At 70.3% G+C, this 22,715-nt stretch carries 28 protein-coding genes; 17 read left to right on the forward strand and 11 right to left on the reverse strand.

Annotated elements, in window-relative coordinates; translation table 11 throughout:
- The first annotated feature begins 1 nt into the window (after position 1).
- The 8 genes from LG391_RS11425 to LG391_RS11460 all read left to right on the forward strand — a co-directional run bounded on the left by LG391_RS11425 (position 2) and on the right by LG391_RS11460 (position 5,130).
- Positions 2-679 carry an FkbM family methyltransferase gene (locus LG391_RS11425; RefSeq protein ID WP_225768137.1) on the forward strand — a complete coding sequence of 226 codons (678 nt, stop codon included), beginning with the start codon at positions 2-4 and terminating at the stop codon, positions 677-679.
- Between the two features lie 10 nt (positions 680-689).
- Positions 690-1,643 carry a heparan-alpha-glucosaminide N-acetyltransferase gene (locus LG391_RS11430; protein WP_225768138.1) on the forward strand — a complete coding sequence of 318 codons (954 nt, stop codon included), beginning with the start codon at positions 690-692 and terminating at the stop codon, positions 1,641-1,643.
- 94 nt (positions 1,644-1,737) lie between these two features.
- Positions 1,738-2,316 (forward strand): sigma-70 family RNA polymerase sigma factor, encoded by a 579-nt coding sequence (locus LG391_RS11435; RefSeq protein WP_225768139.1) that lies wholly within the window; start codon positions 1,738-1,740, stop codon positions 2,314-2,316.
- Entirely contained in the window at positions 2,313-2,996 is a 684-nt protein-coding gene (locus LG391_RS11440; protein WP_225768140.1) for an NrsF family protein, read from the forward strand. The genes LG391_RS11435 and LG391_RS11440 overlap by 4 nt, the downstream gene beginning before the upstream one ends.
- Before the next feature lie 150 nt (positions 2,997-3,146).
- Positions 3,147-3,644, forward strand: coding sequence for a hypothetical protein (locus LG391_RS11445; RefSeq protein ID WP_225768141.1), 498 nt, complete (start codon positions 3,147-3,149; stop codon positions 3,642-3,644).
- Positions 3,641-4,153 (forward strand): hypothetical protein, encoded by a 513-nt coding sequence (locus LG391_RS11450; protein ID WP_225768142.1) that lies wholly within the window; start codon positions 3,641-3,643, stop codon positions 4,151-4,153. Before LG391_RS11445 ends, LG391_RS11450 begins: the two co-directional genes overlap by 4 nt.
- An 82-nt stretch (positions 4,154-4,235) precedes the next feature.
- Entirely contained in the window at positions 4,236-4,592 is a 357-nt protein-coding gene (locus tag LG391_RS11455) for a response regulator (RefSeq protein WP_225768143.1), read from the forward strand.
- A gap of 133 nt (positions 4,593-4,725) precedes the next feature.
- On the forward strand, positions 4,726-5,130 hold the full coding sequence (locus LG391_RS11460) for a nuclear transport factor 2 family protein (protein WP_225768144.1): 405 nt from the start codon (positions 4,726-4,728) through the stop codon (positions 5,128-5,130).
- A gap of 12 nt (positions 5,131-5,142) precedes the next feature.
- On the opposite strand, the gene LG391_RS11465 is transcribed toward LG391_RS11460, so the two are convergent.
- A complete protein-coding gene (locus tag LG391_RS11465; protein WP_225768145.1) occupies positions 5,143-5,670 on the reverse strand; it encodes an RNA methyltransferase in 528 nt (175 codons plus the stop codon).
- Positions 5,671-5,771: 101 nt separating this feature from the next.
- Here LG391_RS11465 and LG391_RS11470 point away from each other — a divergent pair, with 101 nt between their 5' ends.
- Positions 5,772-6,851, forward strand: a complete 1,080-nt coding sequence (locus tag LG391_RS11470) for an asparaginase (protein WP_225768146.1) — start codon at positions 5,772-5,774, stop codon at positions 6,849-6,851.
- Here the strand turns inward: LG391_RS11470 and LG391_RS11475 are convergent.
- The 6 genes from LG391_RS11475 to LG391_RS11500 all read right to left on the reverse strand — a co-directional run bounded on the left by LG391_RS11475 (position 6,848) and on the right by LG391_RS11500 (position 11,437).
- Positions 6,848-7,474 (reverse strand): LysE family translocator, encoded by a 627-nt coding sequence (locus LG391_RS11475; protein ID WP_225768147.1) that lies wholly within the window; start codon positions 7,472-7,474, stop codon positions 6,848-6,850. The two genes, LG391_RS11470 and LG391_RS11475, sit on opposite strands and share 4 nt — an antisense overlap.
- A 90-nt stretch (positions 7,475-7,564) precedes the next feature.
- On the reverse strand, positions 7,565-8,023 hold the full coding sequence (locus LG391_RS11480; RefSeq protein ID WP_225768148.1) for a hypothetical protein: 459 nt from the start codon (positions 8,021-8,023) through the stop codon (positions 7,565-7,567).
- Positions 8,020-8,787: a GNAT family N-acetyltransferase gene (locus LG391_RS11485; RefSeq protein WP_225768149.1), complete on the reverse strand. Its 768-nt coding sequence runs from the start codon at positions 8,785-8,787 to the stop codon at positions 8,020-8,022. The genes LG391_RS11480 and LG391_RS11485 overlap by 4 nt, the downstream gene beginning before the upstream one ends.
- Positions 8,788-8,814: 27 nt before the next feature.
- The gene (locus LG391_RS11490; RefSeq protein WP_225768150.1) at positions 8,815-9,981 is read right to left on the reverse strand and encodes a pyridoxal phosphate-dependent aminotransferase; all 1,167 of its coding nucleotides are present in this window, start codon (positions 9,979-9,981) and stop codon (positions 8,815-8,817) included.
- 357 nt (positions 9,982-10,338) lie between these two features.
- Positions 10,339-10,602, reverse strand: a complete 264-nt coding sequence (locus LG391_RS11495) for an usg protein (protein ID WP_225768151.1) — start codon at positions 10,600-10,602, stop codon at positions 10,339-10,341.
- 154 nt (positions 10,603-10,756) lie between these two features.
- Positions 10,757-11,437: a GntR family transcriptional regulator gene (locus LG391_RS11500; protein ID WP_225768152.1), complete on the reverse strand. Its 681-nt coding sequence runs from the start codon at positions 11,435-11,437 to the stop codon at positions 10,757-10,759.
- 113 nt (positions 11,438-11,550) lie between these two features.
- Between LG391_RS11500 and LG391_RS11505 the strand changes: the two genes are divergently transcribed.
- From LG391_RS11505 to LG391_RS11530, 6 genes are all read left to right on the forward strand, one after another.
- A complete protein-coding gene (locus LG391_RS11505; RefSeq protein ID WP_225768153.1) occupies positions 11,551-12,519 on the forward strand; it encodes a TRAP transporter substrate-binding protein in 969 nt (322 codons plus the stop codon).
- 72 nt (positions 12,520-12,591) lie between these two features.
- Positions 12,592-13,116, forward strand: coding sequence for a TRAP transporter small permease (locus LG391_RS11510; RefSeq protein WP_225768154.1), 525 nt, complete (start codon positions 12,592-12,594; stop codon positions 13,114-13,116).
- Positions 13,116-14,396, forward strand: coding sequence for a TRAP transporter large permease (locus LG391_RS11515; protein WP_225768155.1), 1,281 nt, complete (start codon positions 13,116-13,118; stop codon positions 14,394-14,396). The genes LG391_RS11510 and LG391_RS11515 overlap by 1 nt, the downstream gene beginning before the upstream one ends.
- Before the next feature lie 140 nt (positions 14,397-14,536).
- A complete protein-coding gene (groES, locus tag LG391_RS11520; protein WP_225768156.1) occupies positions 14,537-14,848 on the forward strand; it encodes a co-chaperone GroES in 312 nt (103 codons plus the stop codon).
- A 48-nt stretch (positions 14,849-14,896) separates the two neighbouring features.
- Positions 14,897-16,549 carry a chaperonin GroEL gene (groL, locus tag LG391_RS11525; RefSeq protein WP_225768157.1) on the forward strand — a complete coding sequence of 551 codons (1,653 nt, stop codon included), beginning with the start codon at positions 14,897-14,899 and terminating at the stop codon, positions 16,547-16,549.
- A 280-nt stretch (positions 16,550-16,829) separates the two neighbouring features.
- Positions 16,830-17,999: a L,D-transpeptidase family protein gene (locus LG391_RS11530; RefSeq protein ID WP_225768158.1), complete on the forward strand. Its 1,170-nt coding sequence runs from the start codon at positions 16,830-16,832 to the stop codon at positions 17,997-17,999.
- A gap of 42 nt (positions 18,000-18,041) precedes the next feature.
- Here the strand turns inward: LG391_RS11530 and LG391_RS11535 are convergent, their stop codons facing one another.
- Entirely contained in the window at positions 18,042-18,692 is a 651-nt protein-coding gene (locus LG391_RS11535) for a methyltransferase (protein ID WP_225768159.1), read from the reverse strand.
- A gap of 300 nt (positions 18,693-18,992) precedes the next feature.
- Between LG391_RS11535 and LG391_RS11540 the strand changes: the two genes are divergently transcribed.
- Positions 18,993-19,334: a DUF488 domain-containing protein gene (locus tag LG391_RS11540; protein ID WP_225768160.1), complete on the forward strand. Its 342-nt coding sequence runs from the start codon at positions 18,993-18,995 to the stop codon at positions 19,332-19,334.
- On the opposite strand, the gene ubiA is transcribed toward LG391_RS11540, so the two are convergent.
- The 3 genes from ubiA to LG391_RS11555 all read right to left on the reverse strand — a co-directional run bounded on the left by ubiA (position 19,335) and on the right by LG391_RS11555 (position 21,886).
- On the reverse strand, positions 19,335-20,258 hold the full coding sequence (gene ubiA, locus LG391_RS11545) for a 4-hydroxybenzoate octaprenyltransferase (protein WP_225768161.1): 924 nt from the start codon (positions 20,256-20,258) through the stop codon (positions 19,335-19,337).
- Between the two features lie 43 nt (positions 20,259-20,301).
- Positions 20,302-20,826 (reverse strand): hypothetical protein, encoded by a 525-nt coding sequence (locus tag LG391_RS11550; RefSeq protein WP_225768162.1) that lies wholly within the window; start codon positions 20,824-20,826, stop codon positions 20,302-20,304.
- Positions 20,827-20,917: 91 nt separating this feature from the next.
- A complete protein-coding gene (locus LG391_RS11555; RefSeq protein ID WP_225768163.1) occupies positions 20,918-21,886 on the reverse strand; it encodes a GlxA family transcriptional regulator in 969 nt (322 codons plus the stop codon).
- An 84-nt stretch (positions 21,887-21,970) separates the two neighbouring features.
- Here LG391_RS11555 and LG391_RS11560 point away from each other — a divergent pair, with 84 nt between their 5' ends.
- Entirely contained in the window at positions 21,971-22,654 is a 684-nt protein-coding gene (locus LG391_RS11560; protein ID WP_225768164.1) for a DJ-1/PfpI family protein, read from the forward strand.
- Positions 22,655-22,715 lie beyond the last annotated feature (61 nt).

Consider the following 22,715-nt stretch of genomic DNA (forward strand, 5'->3'; position numbering starts at 1 on the left):
GATGGCCCTGTCGCCCGAGCCGGTCTCCAAGGACACGCGCAACCTGATCCGGGTGCTCGAACACCAGGGCATCACCCTGGTGTTCGACGTCGGCGCCAATGTCGGCCAGTACGCGCAGCGGCTGCGGCGCGGCGGCTATGCCGGGCGGATCGTCTCGGTCGAGCCGCTGTCGGCCGCCCATGCCGCCCTGGCGGCTGCGGCGGCCGGCGATCCAGACTGGGCGGTCGAGTCGCGGATGGCGCTGGGCGACAACGACGCGCCGGTGACGCTGCAGGTCTCGGGCGAGAGCGACATGAGCTCGGTGCTCGACTTCACCGCCGAGATGGCGGACCTGCTCGACGGCTCGGCCTATGTCGGCACCGAGGTGGCGTCGCAGGCGCGGCTGGAGCGGATCTTCCCGCGCCACGCCCGGCCGGACGACCGGGTGCTGCTGAAGATCGACACCCAGGGCACCGAGCGCCAGGTGCTGGACGGCGCGCGCGGCGTGCTGCCGCGCATCGCCGCGGTACAGATGGAGCTGTCGGTCGTGCCGGTCTATGACGGCGAACCGTCCTATCTCGACAGCATCCGGCACATGGCGGAGCTCGGCTTCGTCCCGGCGCTGTTCATCCCCGGCTATTTCAACCGTCGCACCGCCCGGCTGATCGGCATGGACGGGGTGTTCGTGCGGCCGGGCTAGCCAGATCTCGATGACCCCTTCCGCGCGTCCCGGCCGCCTGCCGGTCATCGACCTGCTCCGCGGCCTGGCGCTGCTGGCGATGGCCCTCTACCACCTGTCCTGGGACCTGACGTTCTTCCGCTTCGTCGACTGGGACCTGCAGGGCGACGCCGGCTGGATCGCGGCGCGCTACCTGATCGCCGGCAGCTTCCTGGCCCTGGTCGGCGTCGGCCTGGTGCTGTGGGACGTGCAGGGCCGCGACTGGCGGCGCTGGGCGATCCGGCTTGCCAAGGTCGTGGCCGGCGCCGCCGCGGTCACGGCGGCGACCCGGGTCGCGATTCCCGACCAGTTCATCTTCTTCGGCATCCTGCACTGCATCGCCGTGGCCAGCATCCTCGGCCTCCTGTTCCTGCGGCTGCCGCCGACCGCGAACTTCGTTCTCGGCCTCGCCGTGATCGCGCTGCCGATCCTGTGGCGTTCGGCCCTGCTCGACCATCCCTGGCTGCTCTGGACCGGGCTCGGCACCCAACCGCCGCGCAGCAACGACTATGAGCCGCTGTTTCCCTGGTTCGGGCCGGTGCTGCTGGGCATCGCCCTGGCCCGCTGGTGGCTGCGGGCCCGCGCGCCCGGCGGAACCGTCGACGGCGACATCCCGGGCCGGCCGCTGCGCTGGGCGGGGCGGCACAGCCTGGCCGTCTATCTGGTCCACCAGCCGCTGCTGATCGGCCTGCTGCTGCTGGTCGGGATGGCGCTCGGCCGCGATCCCTGGGAGATGCTGTCGCCGGCGCCGGACCCGGCGCCGCTGCTGATCGACTGCCAGGTGCAATGCGAGCAGCAGGGCGGCGGCACCGAGACCTGCCATGCCTATTGCGGCTGCATGGTCGACGGGGTCCGGGCCCAGAGCCTGTGGCCGGCGCTGCGGCCGGATGCGGCGCCCGAGCTCAAGGATCGCCTGCGCGATCTGGCCGCCGTCTGCAGCCGATAGCGCAAGCGCAACCTGACGGAAAATTAGCTCGCCTGCCACCGGCCGCAGCCCTAGTCTCGGCGCCGATGTCCGGATTGCCCCGCCGACCCCAGCCATGAGCCCGCCCGACGAGGACAGCCCGTCCGGCGTGAGGCGGGATGTCGGCTGGTCGGCGCTGATGGTCGCGGCGCAGGCGGGCGACCGGGCCGCCTATCACCGGCTGCTGATCGAGATCACCCCCTATCTGCGGGCGCTGGCCCGCCGGTCGCTGCACCGCCCGGCCGATGCCGAGGATGCGGTGCAGGACGTGCTGCTGACCCTGCACAGCATCCGCCGGACCTATGATTCGGCCCGGCCCTTCCAGCCTTGGCTGGTGGCGATCGCGCGCCGGCGGATCGTCGACCGCGTGCGGATCCAGATCCGCACCACCGGCCGCGAGACGGCGATCGAGCCGTTCCAGGAAACCTTTGCCGCCCCCGAAACGAACGAGTTGGGGATGGAGGCCGATTCGATCGCGCTGCGCCGCGCGATCGCGGAGCTGCCGCCGGGCCAGCGCCAGGCGGTGGAGCTGCTGAAGCTGAAGGACATGTCGCTGAAGGAGGCGTCGGCGGCCAGCGGCGCGTCGGTGCCGGCGCTGAAGGTCGCGATGCATCGTGCGCTGAAGGCGCTGAAGGGGGCGTTGGGGCCGAAATGACGGAGACGGAGCGGACTCGCACCGAAGATCTGATCGCGCAACTTGCCGCCGATGCCCGGCCGGTCCGCCCGTTGCGGCCGCCAATGCTGCGGGCGGCACTGTGGCTGCTGATCGCCGCCGCCGTGATCGCCGCCGTGGTCGCGCTGAAAGGCGTCCGGCACGAGCGGATGGAGGAGATGGCGGAGACCTCCTACCAGCTCGAATGGGCCGGCGCGATGCTGACCGGCATCCTCGCCGCCATCGCCGCCTTCCATGTCAGCCTGCCCGACCGGTCGCGGCGCTGGGCTCTGCTGCCGGTTCCGGGGCTGGTCTTCTGGTTGGCCTCGATGGGCTATGGCTGCCTGACCGACTGGATCCGCTTCGGCCCGGACGGCTTTGTCCTCGGCACCAGCTTCCGCTGTTTCACGAACATCCTGATGGTGAGCATTCCGCTCTGGGGGCTGCTGGTGGTGATGCTGCGCTTCGCGGGGTCGGTGCGGCCGACCGCCACCATCGTCACCGGGATGCTGGCTGCATCGGCCCTCGTCTCCTGCGGCGTGTCGCTGTTTCATCCGCTCGACACCACGATCATGGTGCTGATCTGGCACGGCGGCTCGATCGCGCTGCTCGTCGGGCTGGCCAGGCTGTTCAACCGCCGGCTGTTCGCGCTGATCGCTCCGCGTCCCGCCCCTTCGGTCTGACGCTCTTCCGAAGCGGAGCCTCGTCCCGGCCCGGCCCGGCTTGGGCCGAGGCCGGATGGCGAGGCGGATACAGGTGGAGACACGAGAGGGCTTGATTCGCGATTGATAATCGTTCTCAAATGGACCGACCGTTCACACGGAGAGTCCAGAATGGACGAGGACCAGATCACCGAGCCGAGCGACCGCCGCGCCCTGCCCTTTGCCGAACAACTGCTGCTGTGGGCGATGCGGCTCAGCGTCGTCGGGCTGAAGACCGGGGCGCCGACCGACCATCCGGTGCTGCTGGCCTTCCGCAAGGTCGGCGCCGAAGCGGCGGCGGAGCGGATCGGCCTTCTGACCCGCATCATCGGCTTCGGCGCCGAGCGGCGGGTGCAGATCGGGGTGCCCTGCGCCTTCACCGTCACCGAAGACGAGCGCCGGATCCTGGATCTGGTCGCGATCGGCCAGTCGGGCGTGTCGGGCACGCTGATGCTGCGCGGCATGCTGTCGCCGGCCGCCTGCCGCGCCGCCGCCGGCCTGTGCGCCGAGCTCGGCGGCCTCCTGGCCGAAGCGGGGGTGATGCTGCAGCGGCCGGCCGCGCCGCCGCGGCCGCTGCGGATGCCGGCCAACCAGGCGTCCTTCGGCCTGGTCCGGGCGGCGCTGTCATGAGCGACGGGGCGCATGACTGCGACGATGCCCATGGTGATCAGACGGGCGCGCCGCCGCTGACCCGGGCCGAGACGCTGGTGCTGTGGGCGATCCGCGCCTGGGTCGCCGGCCACCGCCACGGCATTCCCGTGATCGCCAACCTCCGCACCGCCTTCCGCAACGAAGGCGCCCCGGCGGCGGCCGAGGCGGTGGACGACCTGATGGGCTTCATCGCCAACGGCGCCGGCCGCACCATCCAGGTGAACTGCCCGCGCTGCCGGCAGGTGACGGAGGATGAGCGGCTGCTGCTCGACATCGTGGCGCTGCACCAGCAGGGCGAGACGCTGTGGGCGCCGTTCCTGGCCCGCGCCATCCTGACGCCGGCCGCCACCCGGCTGTGCGGCCTGCCTTTCGCCGCGGTGGCGGACGCCCTTCAGGATGGCGGCATCGTGCTGCCCGCGGTCGCCGGGCAGGTCCCGCCGCCGGAGGCCGCCGCCCATGCGGTCCCGTCCGGAACGACGATCCACTGACGCGGCGGATGAAGGGTTGCCCCCGGGCCGGTTTGCCGCCATGAATCGGCCAGGGAACGAGAAAGAAGCGAACAGCTGACCGATGTGTGGCGGACGTGTGTTGCTGGTCGAGGACGACGTGCTGGTGCGTCTCCTCGCCGTGGAGGCCCTGGTCGATGGCGGCTTCGATGTCGCCGAGGCGGCGGACGGGCCCGAGGCGCTGCGCCTGCTCGACGGCGGCGAATTCGACCTGATGATCACCGATGTCGGCCTGCCGGGCATGACCGGGGCCGAGCTGGCCGCCCAGGTGCGGCGCGAGCGGCCGTCGCTGAAGGTGCTGTTCACCACCGGCTACGGCGTCGAGGACGGGGTGCCGGCCGACCTGCCCACCCTGCGCAAGCCCTACGCCGCCGACGCCCTGGCCTCGACCGTGCGGTCGATGCTGGCGTCGGGCGCGTAGCTCAAAGCAAGAAACGGGCAGGCAACTGCCGATTCGATCCCCAGGCTGACGATCCGGGCCGCGCCCGCGCGGCCGATCGGACCAGCCATAGGGGAAGAGAATGGACCTCCAATCCGGCGACCGGCATTCCGCCATGCAGCTTCTCGACCGCATGTTCGCGGTGGAGATGGCGTTCCTGACCGCGGAGACGGAGGACCCCGGCGCCCTCGCGGTCGCCTTCCATCCGGATGTCGTGGTGCATGAACCGCAATCGCTGCCCTATGCCGGGGACTGGAGGGGCTTTGCAGGAATCGGGGCTTTGTTCCGCAGGATGCGGGAGGTCTGGAGCGATGTCGGAGTGGAGCGGATGGAAGCGATCCGCAGCGGCGACACCGTGTTCATGACCTGCACGCTGAACCTGACCGCGCGTGGCAGCGGCGAAGCGATCAGCCAGCCCTTTGCCGAGGTCCTGCGGTTCAGGGACGATCTGCTGATCGACGGCTTGCCATTTTATCACGATACCGGGGCGTTAGCGGCGCTGCTGGCCCGCGGCCGATGACCTGCGGTGGGCTCAGCCCTCTCCCACGATCGGGCCGCCATGGACATGCGGCGGCAGCTCCTCGGTCGGGCCGCCGGGCATGATCGGGCGCGGCGCGAAGCGGCCCAGCGAGATCAGCCGGTCATACATCACCAGCGCCCCGGCCAGGGACAGGTTCAGCGAGAAGCGGGTCGGGATCTGCACGATATGGTCGCAGCGCGCGATCATCTCACGCGACAGGCCGCCCCGCTCCGATCCCAGCACATAGACCGCCCGGCGCGGATGGCGGAAGCTCGGCAGTGCGACGGAGTCGGCCATCAGCTCGATGCCGACCAGCGAGCAGCCCTGCGGCAATGTCAGCGAGGCGACGTCGGGGTAGGTGTAGAGCGGCACCGTGCCGGCGGCGCTGGAGGTGTCGCTCCAGCCGAAATCCACCGTCTCGGCCACCGGCGCCACGGTGAAGCAGAAGGCCGCGCCGAAGGCATGGCCGGTGCGCAGCAGCGCTCCCACATTCATCGGCTTGCTGATGCCCTCGCAGCCGATCGCGAAATAGCCTTTCATCCGGGTCCCGTCCGTGTCGTCCGGCTGCGACCTTGCCCCGCGCCGGGCGGAAGGGCAAGGTGCGCGCCGGAACCGGCCCCGCTGACCCTGCCGAGACGACCATGACCGACCATCATCATCACGACCACGCGCACGCCCACGGCCCCGCCACCGGGACCGCTGATCTCGCCGCCGGCGGCGCGCCGATCCTGGTCGAGGTCACCCGCGGCTCGGTGGTGGAGAGCCGCCATCGCGGCAGCGCCCTGATCGTCGACCGCAACGGCGGGGTGCACGGCCAATGGGGCGATACCGGCCGGCCGGTCTATGCCCGATCGGCGATCAAGTCGCTGCAGGCGATCCCGCTGGTCGAGAGCGGTGCCGCCGATGCCTTCGGCCTGGGCGACGAGGAGCTGGCTCTGGCCTGCGCCTCGCATGGCGGCGAGCCGGGCCATGTCGAACGGGTGGCCGCCTGGCTGGCGAAGATCGGCCTGTCCGAATCCGACCTCGAATGCGGCACCCACCTGCCGTTCCACGAGGGCTCGGCCCATGCGCTGCTGTGCCGCCACGAGCACCCCTCGGCCCTGCACAACAACTGCTCCGGCAAGCACACCGGCTTCCTGACCACCGCGGTGCATCTCGGCGAGAAGACCCAGGGATACATCCGCTATGATCACCCGGTGCAGCAGCGCATCCTCGGCGTGCTCGAGCAGATGACCGGCTGCGGCCTGGGCGACGCCCCCTGGGCGGCCGATGGCTGCTCGATCCCGACCGTCGCCATCCCTCTGGAAGGCCTGGCCTTCGCCATGGCCCGGATCGCCGATCCAGACGACCTGCCCGGGAAGCGCCGCGACGCGGTGCTGCGCATCCGCAAGGCCTGGGCGGCCGAGCCTTTCCTGGTGGCCGGCACGGGGCGCTTCGACACCGAGATCATGCAGGCCTGCCGCGGCCGGGTGATGACCAAGGTCGGGGCCGAAGGCGTGTTCTGCGCCGCCCTGCCGGAATACGGCCTCGGCGTGGCGCTCAAGATCGAGGACGGGGCGGAGCGCGCGGCGAATGTCGCCATGGCCGCGATCCTGAAGCGGATCGGCGCGCTGGACGACGCCGACCCGGAGATCGCCGGCCGCTGGCTGGCGCCCGAGATCAAGACCCGGCGCGGCGTGACGGTCGGCGCCTTGCGCGGGGCCGAGGGGCTGGCCGGCTAGTTCGCCCGGTTCCAGGCGGCGGTGGCGAAGCCGGCGGCGACCAGCACGCCGGCGCCGGCCCGGTTGATCAGGCGCAGCACCGAGGGCCGGCCGATGGTGTCGCGCAGCCGCGCCCCGACCCAGGCATAGGCGGCGGCGTTCAGCGCGGCGAGGGTGACGAAGGTGCCCTCCAGCACCGCCATCTGCGGCAGCAGCGGCATCTCCGGATGCACGAACTGCGGCAGGAAGGCGACGAAGAAGACGATGCTCTTCGGGTTCAGCGCGGTCACGGCGAAGGCGTGCAGCAGCATGGAGCGGGGCGAGCGCCCGGCCTCCGGCGCCGCCAGGCCGTCCGCCTTGGGCGCGGCGCGCCACAGCTTGACGCCGAGATAGACCAGATAGGCAGCGCCGATCCATTTCAGCACGGTGAAGGCGGTGGCCGAGGCGGCCAAGAGGGCGCCCAGCCCCAGCATCGACAGGGTCATCGCCGTCAGGTCGCCGAGCGCGACGCCCGCGACGATCCACCAGGCATGGGACCGGCCACGGCCCAGCGCATAGGAAAGCACCAGGGTGACGGTCGGCCCGGGGATGATCAGGACGATGCCGGCGGCGAGCAGGAAGGCGAACCACAGGTCGAGCGACATGGCGGCGGCTCCTCTTTGGACGCCGCCAGCAATCCACGCGCTCAGGGATTTGTCCAGCGGCGACCGGCGCCGCCGGTAACGGATCCGCTGCTATCGCTTCTTCCGCCTCAGCCGCCTGGCATTGGCCGAGGCGACGCGATGGGCAGGGGCCAAGCCGGCATCGGCCAGGGCGGCGGCATCCGCCATCAGCCGCTGGCCGATTGCCGCGGCCTGACCCGTGCTCGCCGTCAGCCAGTGCTGCCATGCAGTCGCCGGGTTGGCCGCCAGCACGACGGCGCCAAGCTGCGCCTGGACGCCGAACCAGCCGACCCAACCCCATTGCGACTCCGCCAGCCGGCGCGTCATCTCGGCGCCGGTCTCGACCGCGACCGCCATTTTCTCGGTCACCATGCGGGTGAATTCGGGATGGCGCAACGCCACCGGGTCGCCGGCGGCCTGCGCCAGCATCAGGCTGCGGTGTCCGATCGTATGCCCGGCTGCAACGGTCATCTCGACCATCTGGGTCAGGGGATCCGCCGACCGGCGGCGCCGCGTCGTTCTCTTGCTCATTTTGTCCGTGGGTTGCCGAAGTTCAGCTGGGTGCCGACCGGGCGGAACCCGAGCTTGGCATAGAGCGGCTCCGCCCCCGCCGCGGCCGACAGCCAGACCAGGTCGTCGCCGGCAAAATAGGCCTCGAGCAGCCGGCGGCACACCGCCTCGGCCAGGCCGCGGCGGCGGAAGGCCGGCCGGGTGCCCACAGCCGCCAGCTCGGCCGTGTCGCCGCCGATCAGCAGCAGCCCGCTGGCGGCCGGAACGCCGTCGAGCCGGGCAAGGGCGGCCCGCCGGCTGCCGCGGGTCAGACCCTGCCGCAGCCGGACGCGGAAATCCGCCTCGCCGGCATCGTCCAGCGGCTGGTCGAAGGCCTCACGCTGGACCAGCATCAGCCCATCGATCGCGGCCTCGTCTTCCGCTGCCAGCAGCCGGGCCGGATCGTCCGAGCCGGGCCGGTAGGCGTCGCGATGCAGGACCATCAGCGGCGCTTCCATCTCCCGCTCATAGCCCATGGCGTAGAGCGTCGGCGACAAGGCAGGGTGCAGCTCGCGGAAGAACTCGACGCGGAAGCGCCGGCCGGCGGCGTCGAAGGCCTGCTGCAACTCGGCCACCGCCGGGCGCCAGTCCGGCGCCGGGGCGACCGGCACGGCGAAGCTCTGGATCGGGTCGTCGCTGGCGTCGGAGACGAACAGCGCGAAAGGGCCGATATCGGCGCGCTGCCGGCCCTCGGTCGCGGCCGCGAGGGTGTTGGGGACCAGGCGCTGCAGCAGCGCCCGGTTCACCGCAGGCCCCCGATCATGGCAGGCGTGTCACGACAGCGCGGGCAGCAGCCGGTCCATCGCGGTCTCCAGCCGCTCGACCGACCCGGCGAAGCACAGCCGCAGATGGCCCTCGCCGCCGAGCCCGAAGGCCGAGCCGGGGGCGAGGCCGACATTGGCCTCGTGCAGCAGCCGCAGCGCCAGGGCCCGGCTGTCGGGCTCGCCCTCGACCCGGAAGAACAGGTAGAAGGCGCCGTCCGGGCGGGTCAGCCGGACCCGCGGCGATTCGGACAGCCGGCCGATCACCAGGTCGCGCGCGGTGCGGCAGCGGTCCACCTGGCTCTGGATGAAGGGCTCGCCCTGCTCGATCGCGGCGACCGCCCCGTATTGCAGGAAGGTCGGCACGCCCGAGGTGTTGAACTGCTGCAGGTTCTCATAGACCTGCCCCAGCTCCTCCGACGCCACCACCCAGCCGATGCGCCAGCCGGTCATCGCCCAGTTCTTGGAGAAGGTGTTGACCACCACCAGCCGGTCCTCCGGCGCGGCGATCGACAGGAAGGACGGCGCCACGGGGCGGTCGTAGACGAAGCGGGCATAGACCTCGTCGGCGACGATCCAGATGCCGCGGGCGCGACAGAAGTCGAGGATGGCCTTCTGCTCCTCCGCCGTCAGGGTCCAGCCGGTCGGGTTGCCCGGGCTGTTCAGGAACAGGGCGCGGGTGCGCGGTCCGCAGGCGGCGAACAGCCGGTCCAGGTCCAGCCGCCAGCGGCCGTTCTCGACCCCGATCGGCACCGGCACGGTGCGGCCGCCGGCGATCTCGACGGCGCTGAAGATGTTCGGCCAGACCGGGGCGGGCAGGACCACCTCGTCGCCCGGCCCGACCAGCGCCTGCATGGTCATCATGATCGCCTGCATGCCGCCGACCGTGACGTAGATCCGGCCTGGAGACACGGTGGTCCCGGCGATCCGGCCGACATAGCCGGCCAGGGCCTCGCGCAGCGGCGGGATGCCGCGCTGCCAGGTGTAGAAGGTCTGGCCTTCGAGGAGGGCGCGGTTCGCCGCCTCGGCGATGAAGGCTGGCGTCGGCCGGTCGCCTTCGCCGACCCAGAGCGGGATCAGGTCGGGCTTGCCGCGCCCGGCATTGACCACCTCGACGATGCCGCTCTCCGGCAGCTGCGCGATGTCGGGCCGGATGCCGCCCAGAAGACCCGCCGCCATATGTCCGTCCACGCTGACCTCTCCCTGCATTCGGGCCGGAGGTTAGCAAGACGGGACGGCGGGCGTCATCCGCGGCCGGCGCATGGGCGCCGCGCGGCCGAAGCGGGAAGGCGAGGCGGGACGATTCCCCGGGAACCGATCGGGGACCGCATTGTTAGGAGAGGGAGGCCCCAACGGCGCTGGTTCGCGAGCGGCTCCGGTCGCCCGACAGCGGGCGGGCCTCGGCGGCCCCGGCGGAGTCCCTCCCCGCCGCAGCCGTGCGATGCAGGACCCCGTGACCGGATCCCCCCCTCCTGGTCACGGGCGGCGGCGGGGCATAAGCGCCCCGCCGCCGGCCTGCTTCTCCTCTTCGAGATTTCAGTGCAGCCGGAACTCGGCGGCGCAGAGCCGCAGATCGCTCGGCTTGACCACGCTGGTGGACGCGACCCGGACCGAGTGCAGCTTGCCCTCGATGTTGTGGGTCCAGAAGTCGAGGAAGCGATGCAGCTCCGGGAAGCGCGGGGCGAGATCGAGCTTCTGCCACACGAAGCTCTGCAGCAGCCCAGGATGATCGGGCAGGTGGTAGAGAATCTCCGCCGTGGTCAGGCGGTAACCCTGCAGCTGACGTTCCAGATCGGTCATTCCGTCACCGTCCCTTTCCTTCCGCACGGCCGGGCTTGCGCGCCCGGTCTATGAAGCAAATGTGATGTGGATTTCCGATGCGGGCAAGAGTATATCTAAGGAAATCAATATGTTAGCAGCGCTCTGGCAGGAGTGCTGCCAGATCGGCGCCGGCTCAGGCGAACAGGTCGCGGTGCTCGCGCTGCACCGTCGGCAAAGCCCGCAGGATCTCCGACAGATGCGCCCGCAGCGCCGCCTCGGCGCCGTCCGGGTCGCGCCGGTCGATCGCCGCCAGGATGGTGCGGTGCTGCGCGATCAGCGCCGGCAGGGACGAGGCCGAGGGCAGCGTCAGATGGCAGACGCGGTCCATATGCGCCTTCAGGTCCTCGATCACGGTCCAGGCAGACGGGCAGCCGGCGCCCTCGGCGATCGCCGCGTGGAAGGCTTCGTCGGCGCGCTGGAACTCGTAATGCTCTCCGGCCGCGGCCGCCGCCTCCTGGGCTTCGAGATGGAAGTCGATGCGGGTGCGGATCCGGGCGTCGAAGCGCTCGCAGGCGCGCCGCACCACCGCGCTCTCCAGCGATTCGCGGATGAACCGGGCTTCCAGCATCCGTTCGATCGAGATCTTGACCACGAAGGTGCCGCGCCGCGGCAGCACCTCGACCAGGCCGGAGCGGGCGAGGGCGATGAAGGCCTCGCGCACCGGCTGCCGCGACACGCCGTAGCGGACGGCGATCTCCTGCTCCGACAACGGCGCGCCGGGCTTCATGGCCAGGGTGACGATGGCCTTGCGGATCTCCAGCTCGATCAGCCGGGCGATGCTGGTGGTCTGGTCGAGGAGATCGAGCGGCGCCATGCGGATCAAGCTCGCGAGGGATATTGCATCAAGTCAACTACCATACTAGGCTCATTCTTACCATACTAGACGCGAGCCTGATCATACCAGGCGGAAGCAAGGGGGAGGCGTTCGTGAAATCCATCGCGGCATTGGTCCTGGGCGCGGCGCTGTCGCTGGCGGCGCTTCCGGCCTCGGCGCAGACGCTGCGCTCGGCCGACATCCATCCCGACGGCTATCCGACGGTCGAGGCGGTCAAGTATCTCGGCGAGCTGATGGAGCAGCGCACCGGCGGCCGGATCAAGATCCAGGTCTTCAACAACGCCCAACTCGGCGCCGAGAAGGACACGATCGAGCAGACCCGGTTCGGCGTGATCGACATGAACCGGGTGAACACGGCGCCGTTCAACAACCTGGTGCCGGAGACGCAGGTGCTGGGCCTGCCCTTCCTGTTCCGGTCGGTCGACCACATGCACAAGGTGATGGACGGCCCGATCGGCGACGAGATCCTGAAGGCGTTCGAGCCGCACGGGCTGGTCGGGCTGGCGTTCTACGATTCCGGCGCGCGCTCCTTCTACACCACCAAGACGGCGATCCGGTCGATCGACGACATGAAAGGGCTGAAGATCCGGGTCCAGCAGTCGGACCTGTGGATCGCGATGATGCAGGCCTTCGGCGCCAACCCGACGCCGATGCCCTTCGGCGAGGTCTATTCGTCGCTGGAGACCGGCGTGGTCGACGGGGCTGAGAACAACTGGCCGTCCTACGAATCCTCGCGCCATTTCGAGGTGGCGAAGCACTACACCCTGACCGAGCATTCGCTGACGCCCGAGGTGCTGGTGATCTCCAAGATCTCCTGGGACCGGCTCACGCCCGACGACCAGGCGCTGCTGCGCCAGGCGGCCAGGGAGTCGGTGGCCAAGATGCGCGAGCTGTGGACCGCGCGCGAGAAGCAGTCGGAGGAGAAGGTGCGGGCCGGCGGCGCCGAGGTCATCACCGTCGACAAGGCCTCGTTCAGCGCCGCGATGGGCCCGGTCTACGACAAGTTCATCACCAGCGACGCGATGAAGTCGCTGGTCGAGCGCATCCGCGCGGTCCAGTAAGCAGCTTCGCACCTCCGGCCCCGCGCTGCCGCGCGGGGCGGCCCTGTTCCGAGTCATGGGAGTTCGGCCGGGATGGCATCGGTCCTGAATGTGCTGCGCCGGATCCTCGGCGTCCTGTCCACCGGCGCCCTGTGGCTGGCCGGAATCGGCATGGTGGGGATGACCGCCACGGTCGGATGGCAGGTCTTCGCCCGCTACGTGCTGAACGACACGCCGAGCTGGGCCGAGCCGCTGACCCTGCAGCTGATGGGCTGGTTCATCCTGCTCGGCGCCGCGGTCGGCGTGCGCGAGAGCTTCCATCTCGGCCTCGACCTGCTGCAGCAGGCGCTGCCGGCGGCGCTCGGCCGGGTGCTGGAGGCGGTGAACCTGCTGCTGATCCTCGGCTTCGGCATCGCCATGGCCTGGTATTCGGTCCAGCTCGCGATCGGGACCTGGACCGCGACCATCCCGGTGCTCGACCTGCCGGGCGGCTTCGATTTCATCCCGCTGATCATCGGCGGCGTGCTGATCGCGCTGTTCGCAGCGGAACGGCTGGTGGAGCTCGCCGCGGGCCTCGAGCACGAGGCGGCGGTCGACGGCGTGCGGGAGCTGGCGTGATGGAGCTGTGGATCCTGTTCGGCAGCTTCACGCTGCTGCTGCTGATGGGCACGCCGATCGCCTTCTGCCTCGGCATCGCCTCGCTGGCGACGGTGGTCTATATGGGCCTGCCGCCGGTGGTGGTGTTCCAGCAGATCAATTCCGGCATGAACGCCTTCGCCATGATGGCGATCCCGTTCTTCATCTTCGCCGGCGACCTGATGATCCGTGGCGGCATCGCCGAGCGGCTGATCCGCTTCGCCGCCAGCCTGGTCGGCCACCTGCGCGGCGGCCTGGGCCAGGTCAATGTCGTCGCCTCGACCCTGTTCGGCGGCATCTCCGGCTCGGCCGTGGCCGACGCCTCGGCGATCGGCGGGCTGATGATCCCGCAGATGGCGGCCCGCGGCTACGACCGCGACTACGCCGTCAACGTCACCGTGAACTCGGCGATCATCGCCTTGATGATCCCGCCGTCGCACAACATGATCCTCTATTCGATCGCGGCGGGCGGCAACGTCTCGATCGCCGACCTGTTCACCGCCGGCATCGTGCCGGGGCTGCTGCTCGCCGCCGCTCTGATGGTGACCGCCTATGTCGTCGCCCGCCGCCGCGGCTATCCGTCGGATCCGTTCCCCGGGCTGCGCGCCGTCGGCCGCTACCTGGTGGTGGCGCTGCCGGGGCTGCTGCTGATCGGCATCATCTTCGGCGGCGTCCGCTCCGGCATCTTCACTGCGACCGAAAGCTCCTGCATCGCGGTGATCTACGCCCTGCTGGTGGCGCTGCTGGTCTATCGCGAGCTGGACTGGCGCGGCTTCGTCGAGGCGGTGCAGGGCGCCGTCCGCACCACCGCGATGGTGCTGCTGGTGATCGGCGCCGCCGGCGCCTTCGGCTGGCTGATGGCGCTGCTGCAGGTGCAGACCGCGACGGTGCAGGCGATCAACGCCATCTCCAGCGACCCGCTGGTGGTGCTGCTCTTGATCAACGTCGCGCTGCTGCTGCTCGGCACCTTCATGGACATGGCGCCGATGATCATCATCTGCACCCCGGTGCTGCTGCCGGTGGTCAAGGCCTTCGGCATCGACCCGGTGCATTTCGGCGTGATCCTGATCCTCAACGCCGGCATCGGGCTGAACACGCCGCCGGTCGGGTCGGTGCTGTTCGTCGGCTGCGCCGTCGGCAAGATCTCGATCCGCCAGGCGATGCGCACGATCTGGCCGTTCTTCGGCGCCTCGATCGCGGTGCTGCTGGCGGTGACCTACATCCCGTCCCTGTCGCTCTGGCTGCCCGCGCTGTTCCGCTAGGGAAGAGAATCTTCGCACGGGCCTTGACCGGTTTTCGCGCTCCCCTTAAATGCGTAGCACTCACCGGCCGAGAGTGCTAACGACCGGCCGGGGCAGGCCCTGAACGCAGATCTCGAAACGAGAGAGTGGGAGAGCGAACGATGCAATTCCGTCCCCTGCACGACCGTGTGCTGGTGCGCCGCATCGAGCAGAACGAAAAGACTGCCGGTGGGATCATCATCCCGGACACCGCCAAGGAGAAGCCCCAGGAGGGCGAGGTGATCTCGGTCGGCGCGGGCGTCCGCGACGAGGCCGGCAAGCTGCAGCCGCTGGATGTCAAGGCCGGCGACCGCATCCTGTTCGGCAAGTGGTCCGGCACCGAGGTCAAGCTCGACGGTCAGGATCTCCTGATCATGAAGGAGAGCGACATCCTCGGCATCATCACCGTGAAGAAGTCGGCCAAGGCGGCCTGATCCGCCCCGTCGCCTTCACCGGAATCCCGATAGATAAGGAATAGAGAGATGGCTGCGAAGGACGTGAAGTTCTCGCTCGACGCCCGCTCCCGCATGCTGCGCGGCGTCGACATCCTGGCCGATGCGGTCAAGGTCACCCTGGGCCCGAAGGGCCGCAACGTCGTGATCGACAAGTCGTTCGGCGCGCCGCGGATCACCAAGGACGGCGTGACCGTGGCCAAGGAGATCGAGCTCTCCGACAAGTTCGAGAACATGGGCGCGCAGATGGTGCGCGAGGTCGCGTCGAAGACCAACGACCTGGCCGGTGACGGCACCACCACCGCGACCGTTCTGGCCCAGTCGATCGTGCGCGAGGGCGTCAAGGCCGTCGCCGCCGGCCTGAACCCGATGGACCTGAAGCGCGGCATCGACAAGGCGGTCGAGGCCGTCGTCGGTGACCTCAAGACCCGGTCGAAGGTCATCAAGACCAACGCCGAGGTCGCCCAGGTCGGCACCATCTCCGCCAATGGCGAGCGCGACATCGGCGAGATGATCGCGAAGGCCATGGAGAAGGTCGGCAACGAGGGCGTGATCACGGTCGAGGAGGCGAAGAGCCTCGACACCGAGCTCGAAGTCGTCGAGGGCATGCAGTTCGACCGCGGCTACCTGTCGCCGTACTTCATCACCAATGCCGAGAAGATGATCGCGGAGCTCGAGAGCCCGTACATCCTCCTGCATGAGAAGAAGCTGTCGAACCTGCAGGCCATGCTGCCGGTGCTCGAGGCGGTGGTGCAGTCGGGCAAGCCGCTGCTGATCATCGCCGAGGACGTCGAGGGCGAAGCCCTGGCCACCCTCGTGGTCAACAAGCTGCGCGGCGGCCTGAAGGTCGCGGCGGTCAAGGCCCCGGGCTTCGGCGATCGCCGCAAGGCGATGCTCGAGGACATGGCCATCCTGACCGGCGGCCAGGTGATCTCCGAGGATCTCGGCATCAAGCTCGAGAGCGTCACGCTCGACATGCTGGGCCGCGCCAAGAAGGTCGTGATCGCCAAGGAAGAGACCACGATCGTCGACGGCGCCGGCGCCAAGAAGGAGATCGAGGGCCGCTGCAACCAGATCCGGGCGCAGATCGAGGAGACCTCCTCGGACTACGACCGCGAGAAGCTGCAGGAGCGTCTGGCCAAGCTGGCGGGCGGCGTCGCGGTGATCCGCGTCGGCGGCGCCACCGAGGTCGAGGTGAAGGAGCGCAAGGATCGCGTTGACGACGCGATGCACGCGACCCGCGCCGCGGTCGAGGAAGGCGTGGTCCCGGGCGGCGGCACCGCCCTGCTGTACGCCTCGAAGGCGCTGGACAAGGTCAAGCCGGACAACGACGACGAGCGTGTCGGCATCGACATCATCCGCCGCGCCCTGCAGGCCCCGGTCCGTCAGATCGTCACCAACGCGGGCGGCGACGCCTCGATCGTTGTCGGCAAGCTGCAGGACAAGAACGACAAGAACTGGGGCTACAATGCCCAGACCGGTGAGTACGGCGACCTGATCAAGGCCGGCGTCATCGATCCGACCAAGGTCGTTCGTGCGGCTCTGCAGAACGCGTCGTCGGTGGCCAGCCTGCTGATCACCACCGAGGCGATGGTCGCCGAGCATGTCGAGAAGAAGGCTGCCGCTGCGGCCCCGGCCGGCGGCATGGGCGGCATGGGTGGCATGGGCGACATGGACTTCTGATCCCGTGGATCAAACCGGGCGCCTCCGGCGCCCGGTTTGATCCACAACTTGATGGTTTGTGGTTCGCCCAAGGGCGAACCACGGGGATCGGATCATCCAAAAGTCGAATTGTGGAGGGGCGCTCTTCGGAGCGCCCCTTTTTGCCATATCGACCGGCGATGCAAGAACTCGTGGGGCCACTGCAGTCTTTCGATTGCCGGGCCGAGTACCGGCAACTAAATGAATGCAACGGCCCCGGGTTCGACTGCCCGGCCGTCCGCGACGGAAGGGGAAATTCGTGATGTCCGCCTGTTCGAAGAGTGCGCCCTGTCATCGCGGGCCGATCGCCCGCGCCGCCCTGGCGGTCGCCTCGATCCTGGTGCTTGCCGCCTGCGTGCCGGCCGGGACGCAGCAGACCGCCAGCCTGCCGGCGCCGGAGCAGCCTGCGCCGCCGCCCCCGTCCCCCTTCGTCCAGGCGATGCGCGATGCCGGCGTCAACGTCGCGATCCCGACGCGCGGCAAGTTCATCCTGGTGAACATTCCGTCCTATGAGCTGATCGCCTTCCAGGACGGCGCCCCGGTGCTGCGCAGCAAGGTGGTGGTCGGCGCCCCGGGGACCTCGACGCCCGAGCTGCTGTCGAACATGTACGCGATCAAGTACAACCCGGACTGGACCCCGACGCCGTCGATCGTCCGCAACGAGGCCAGCGTCTACATCCCGTCGGGGCCGCGCAGCCCGCTCGGCCGGCTGAAGCTCGAGCTCGACAACGACCAGGCGATCTATCTGCACGATACGCCGCAGAAGAGCTATTTCGGCCGCGAGAAGCGGGCGCTGAGCCATGGTTGCATCCGGGTCCAGCAGGTCCGGGAACTGGCGGCCTGGGCCGACGGCGTCAGCGTCGACGAGATCGACCGGAAGATCCGCACCGGCCGCATGTACACCGAAAGGCTGCCGGAGGAGATCCCGGTCTATATCGGCTACTACACCCGCTTCCCGGACGAATTCGGCCAGCCGGTGGACCATCCGGACGTCTACGCCAACAAGGACGAGGCGCGCCGGGCCTATCTGGCCCGCGCCGCCGGCCGCCGTGCGGCCGCCGCGAAGAAGGCGGCCGAGCCGCCGGCTCAGCCCCCGGCCGAGACCCTCCCGGGCCAGACCGCGCCCGTGGCGCCGGGCGGCGAGACCACCGTGCCGCCGGCGACGGCTCCGGGCGAGACCGGCACGCCGCCCGCGACTCCGGCCCAGCCCGCCGCCCCGTCGAGCACGGCTCCGGCCACGCCGGCCACTCCCGCTGCGCCGGTGGAGCCGCCCGCGGCTCCCGCCGCCCCGGCGGTGACCGAGCCTGCCGCTCCGGCCACTCCGGCCCCGACGACGCCGGCCGCGCCGGCCGCTCCCGCGGTCACGCCGCCTCCGGCAACCGCCCCGGCGGCTCCGTCAACGCCGCCGCCGGCGGCGCCGCCCGCCAATTGATTTCCCGGGCCGGGCTCGCGAGTAGGAGCCCGGCCGTGGTTTTCAGCCCGGCAGCACCCGCCACACCACGGCCTCGCGCACGGCACGGTCCTCGATCTCGACGCTGGTCGGCACCTGGTGGCGGGCGATCTCCTCCAGCCCGTCCTGCGGCCGGTAGGCGCGGCCGGGATCGCCCAGCAGCACGGTCTTGCCGGCGCCCGCCATGGCCCGCAGCCAGGGCATGACCCGGTCCGACATCGGCTTCTCGTAGCAGACGTCCCCGGCGCAGACGATGTCGACGCCGTCCAGGGCGTCGCCGATGCGGTCGGCGCCGTCCGCCGCGACCGCGCAGCCATTGGCCGCCGCGTTCAAGCGGATCGCCGCGACGGCGATCCGGTCGATCTCCGCCGCCGTCACCGCGGCCGCGCCGGCCCGGGCCGCGGCCAGGGCGACGATGCCGGAGCCCGAGGCGAAGTCGAACACCCGCTTGCCGGCGACGCTGTCCGGATGGTCCAGGATATATCGCGCCACCGCCTGGCCGCCGACCCAGGCGAAGGCCCAATAGGGCGGCGGCAGGCCGGTGCGGCGCAGCGTCTCCTCCGTCGCCTGCCACAGCGGCGTCACCTCGGTGGCGAGATGCAGCACCAGCTCGGGCAAGAGCGGCGGTCGGGTCGGCGCCGTGTTGGCGCGGATGAAGGCATCGATGTCGTCCATGGCCGCCCTTCCTATCCTGCAAGGCGGCGATGAGCCACGGAGTCTTGATGTCCGGCGCCGGAATGCGGAAGATTCGCGGAACGGCGCCGGCACGGACCGTCGCCGCAGACGAGGAAACGACGAGATGGCGACCCGCCATGCCCCGGCCCGGCCGAAGGGCGGCCCGGCCGAAGACGAGATCGGGGAATGTAGCTCCCCGCCTTGTTACTTGCACGAGATCGACCCGGCCTATGCCGGGCTGGACCCGAAGCCCGGGAAAAAGCCCGCGCCGAACGCTTCGAAGCGCGACGGGGCCGGCTCATGATCCGGGTCAAGCGCGTCTACGACCCGCCCGAGGAGGGCGACGGCTACCGCGTCCTGGTCGACCGGCTGTGGCCGCGCGGCCTGACCAAGGAACAGGCGGCGCTCGACCTCTGGCTCAAGACCGTGGCGCCGAGCGACGAGCTGCGGCACTGGGTGCATCAGGAGCCGGAGAAGTGGCCGGAATTCTGCCGCCGCTACCATGCCGAGCTGGATGCCCATCCGAATGCGGTGGCCTTCCTGCGGCAGAAGAGCAAGGACGGCTGGGTCACGCTGCTCTATGCCAGCCGCGACGAGCGGCAGAACAACGCCGTCGCGCTCGCCAAATATCTCGGCGGCTGATCAGGCGAAGGCCCGCCCGGCGACCAGCCCGGCCAGGACCAGCAGGCCGAACCAGCGGTTCGAGTTGAACTTGACCAGGCAGTCGGCCGGCCGGTCGGGGACGAGCGTCGCCACCTGCCAGGCCAGCTGCGCCGCGCCGGCGGCGAGGCACAGCAGGAAGGGCAGGGGCGCCAGCCCGGCCAGGAGGCCGGCGGCGCCGATGCCGAGCACCGTCAGCGCGTAGAAGCCGGCGACCCAGAGCCGCGCGGCGCCGCCGAACAGGCGCGCGGTCGACTTGATGCCGATCCGAGCGTCGTCCTCGATGTCCTGCAGCGCGTAGACCGTGTCGTAGCCCAGCGTCCAGCAGATGCCGGCGGCGTAGAGGATCAGCGAGGGCAGGGCCAATTCGCCGGTCACCGCGGTCCAGCCGACCAGCGCGCCCCAGTTGAAGGCCAGGCCCAGGAAGAATTGCGGCCACCAGGTGACCCGCTTCATCAGCGGATAGGTGAAGACCACCAGCAGCGAGGCGATGCCGAGCCCGACGGTGGTGCTGTTGAACTGGACCAGCACCAGGAAGCCCAGCAGCAACTGGGCGATCAGGAACAGCACCGCCTGGGTCGGGCTGATCGCGCCGCTCGGGATCGGCCGGGTGCGGGTGCGCGCCACCCGGCCGTCGAAGTCGCGGTCCAGGATGTCGTTCACGGTGCAGCCGGCGCCGCGCATCACCAGCGCGCCGATGCCGAACAGGATGGCGTACCAGAGGTCGGTCCAGCCGAAGCCGGCCGGCCTGGGCGCCATCGCCAGCCCCCACCAGCAGGGCAGGAGCAGCAGCAACACCGGCTTCGGCCGGTCCAGCCGGGCCAGGGTCAGATAGGGCCGGACGCCGGGCGGCGCCCAGCGGAGAAGCCGGCTCTGGGTCCGGATGTCGGAGGCGGTGTTGGTCATGGTCCATCAGTACCGCAGCCGTGGTGCCGGACAAAGCCGGTGATCATCGCAGTCCTTCGTCACGCAGGAACCAATCGCGCGTGAAGTCGTTCAGGTCCTCCATCTGCCGGGCGGTGACGCCGAGAATTCCGCCCGTCCAGCTGTCATAGGCGCGAAGCCCGGCCGGCGTGTAGATGTTCTCTGGCATGGTCCGCAGGGTGTAGAGCGGGTTTTGGTAGTCGTATTCCGCGCCGAGCTTCGAGAAGTATCGGCCGTCGATCCGGAAGCGCGCCTCGCCGCGATAGGCCAGGGTCACGTGATCGAACGACGACCCCTTCTGCGCCCGGGCGTATTGCAGCAGGACGCGGACGACGTCCGAGGCACTGTTGCGCGGCGCCAGGCCCCGCACGTCGAAGACCAGCTCTCCCGGCAGAACCCCTAGGCGATGATAGGCCCAGATCGATAATCCCTCGTTGCGCGGATCGTCCGATAGGGCGGACCGCAGTGGGGCTATCGCGGAAAACCAATTGAACGCGCCCACGGCTACGACAATGGCGACCACTCCGCCGGCGACCCATCTCCATCTCATTCGATATCCCCCTGCAAATCGGTCTCTGAAATCTCCTGAAGAATAAAGCACCGCGCCGGCCTTCTTAAGGGGGCTCGCGGGCCGGCTTGCGCTATCGGATCGTGGCGGCTGCCGGCACCGCGGCCCTCCTTCCACGCCGCATCGCCTGCGGCGGCTGGCCGAAGCAGCGGAGGAAGGCCCGGCGCATCCGCTCCGGGTCGGTGAAGCCGACGTCGCGGGCGATCGCCTCGATCGGTTCGGCGCCGTCCTCGACCCGCGGCCGTGCTGCCTCGGCACGCAGCCTTTCCACCGCCTTGGCCGGGGTCTGCCCGGTTTCGGCCAGGAAGGTGCGGCCGAACTGGCGCGGGCTCAGGCACGCCGCATCGGCCAGCCGGTCGACCGGCAGCGGCTCCCGTAGATGCTCGCGCGCGAAGCTCAGCGCCGCCTGGACCCGCTCGCTGGCCGGGGCGAGGTCGAGCAGGGCGGAGAACTGCGACTGCCCGCCCGGACGGCGGTGATAGACCACCAGGGTCCGGGCCACGGCGCGGGCGGCGTCGACGCCGAGATCCTCCTCGATCAGCGCCAGCGCCAGGTCGATCCCGGCGGTGATCCCGGCCGACGACCAGACCGGGCCGTCCTTGACGAAGATCCGGTCGGCCTCGACCTTCACCCGCGGATGCAGGCGCTGCAGCGCCGCCGCCTGCTGCCAATGGGTGGTGGCGCGCCGCCCGTCCAGCAGGCCGGCCGCGGCCAGGAGGAAGGCGCCGGAGCAGACGCTGGTCACCCGCCGCGCCGCGGCCGTTTCCCGGATGAAGGCCAGCAGCCGGGCCGATCCCAGCGCCTGCGGGACGCCGCGTCCGCCGGCGACCACCAGCGTGTCCAGCGGCTCGTCGCCGAGGGGCCGGGTCAGCACCGGCAGGCCGGCGGAGCTCGCGACCGCCCCGCCCTGCTCCGAGATCACCTGCAGCCGGTAGGGCGGCGGCGCCAGGTCCCGCGACGCGGTGTCGAAGGCCGCCAGCGGCCCCGACAGGTCGAGGATGTTGAACCCCGGGAAGACGAGAAAGCCGATGGTGCGCGTCATGACGGTAAGTGAGGGAACTATGTCGTTTCGGACGTCACCCTGCGCGACGATACTGCGGCTGTCAATTCCGCCCCGGAGGCCGCCATGGACACCGTCATCGTCTTCCCGATCTATCCCGGCGTCACCCATCTCGACTTCACCGGCCCGCACCAGGTGCTGGCGCGGCTGCCCGGCGCCAGGACCGTCGTCGCCTCGATCGGCGGCGACCCGGTCACGGTCGACGGCCTGACCTTCTCCAACCTGGCCCGGCTGGAGGACGTCGAGCGCTGCGATGTGCTGTGCGTGCCCGGCGGCTTCGGCTGCGTCGACGCGATGCGCAGCGACGCCTATCTGGGCGAGATCCGCCGGCTCGCCGCCTCGGCCCGCTACGTCACTTCGGTGTGCACCGGATCGCTGATCCTCGCCGCCGCCGGGCTGCTGGAAGGGCGGCGGGCGGCCTGCCACTGGGCCTGGCGCGACCAGCTGGCCTTGTTCGGCGCCATCCCCGATCCGGGCCGCGTCGTCCGCGACGGCAACATTTTCACCGGCGGCGGCGTCACCGCCGGCATCGACTTCGCCCTGACATTGGCGGCCGAACTGGCGGACGACACGGTGGCGAAGGCGATCCAGCTCGGCCTCGAATACGCGCCGGCGCCGCCCTACGAGTCCGGCCGGCCCGAGACCGCGGCGCCCGAGATCGTCGAGCTGGTCACGGCCCGCAACCGCGCCCGGATGCCGGACCGCCAAGCGATCGTCGAGCAGGTGGCCAGGGAACGGCGCCGGGCCTGATCCCGGCGTTTTCCTCCCAAGGATCCGTTGCCGGCCGGCCGGGCAGCGGCTAGCGTCGCGC

The sequence above is a fragment of the Inquilinus sp. Marseille-Q2685 genome (assembly GCF_916619195.1).
Lineage (GTDB): Bacteria > Pseudomonadota > Alphaproteobacteria > DSM-16000 > Inquilinaceae > Inquilinus.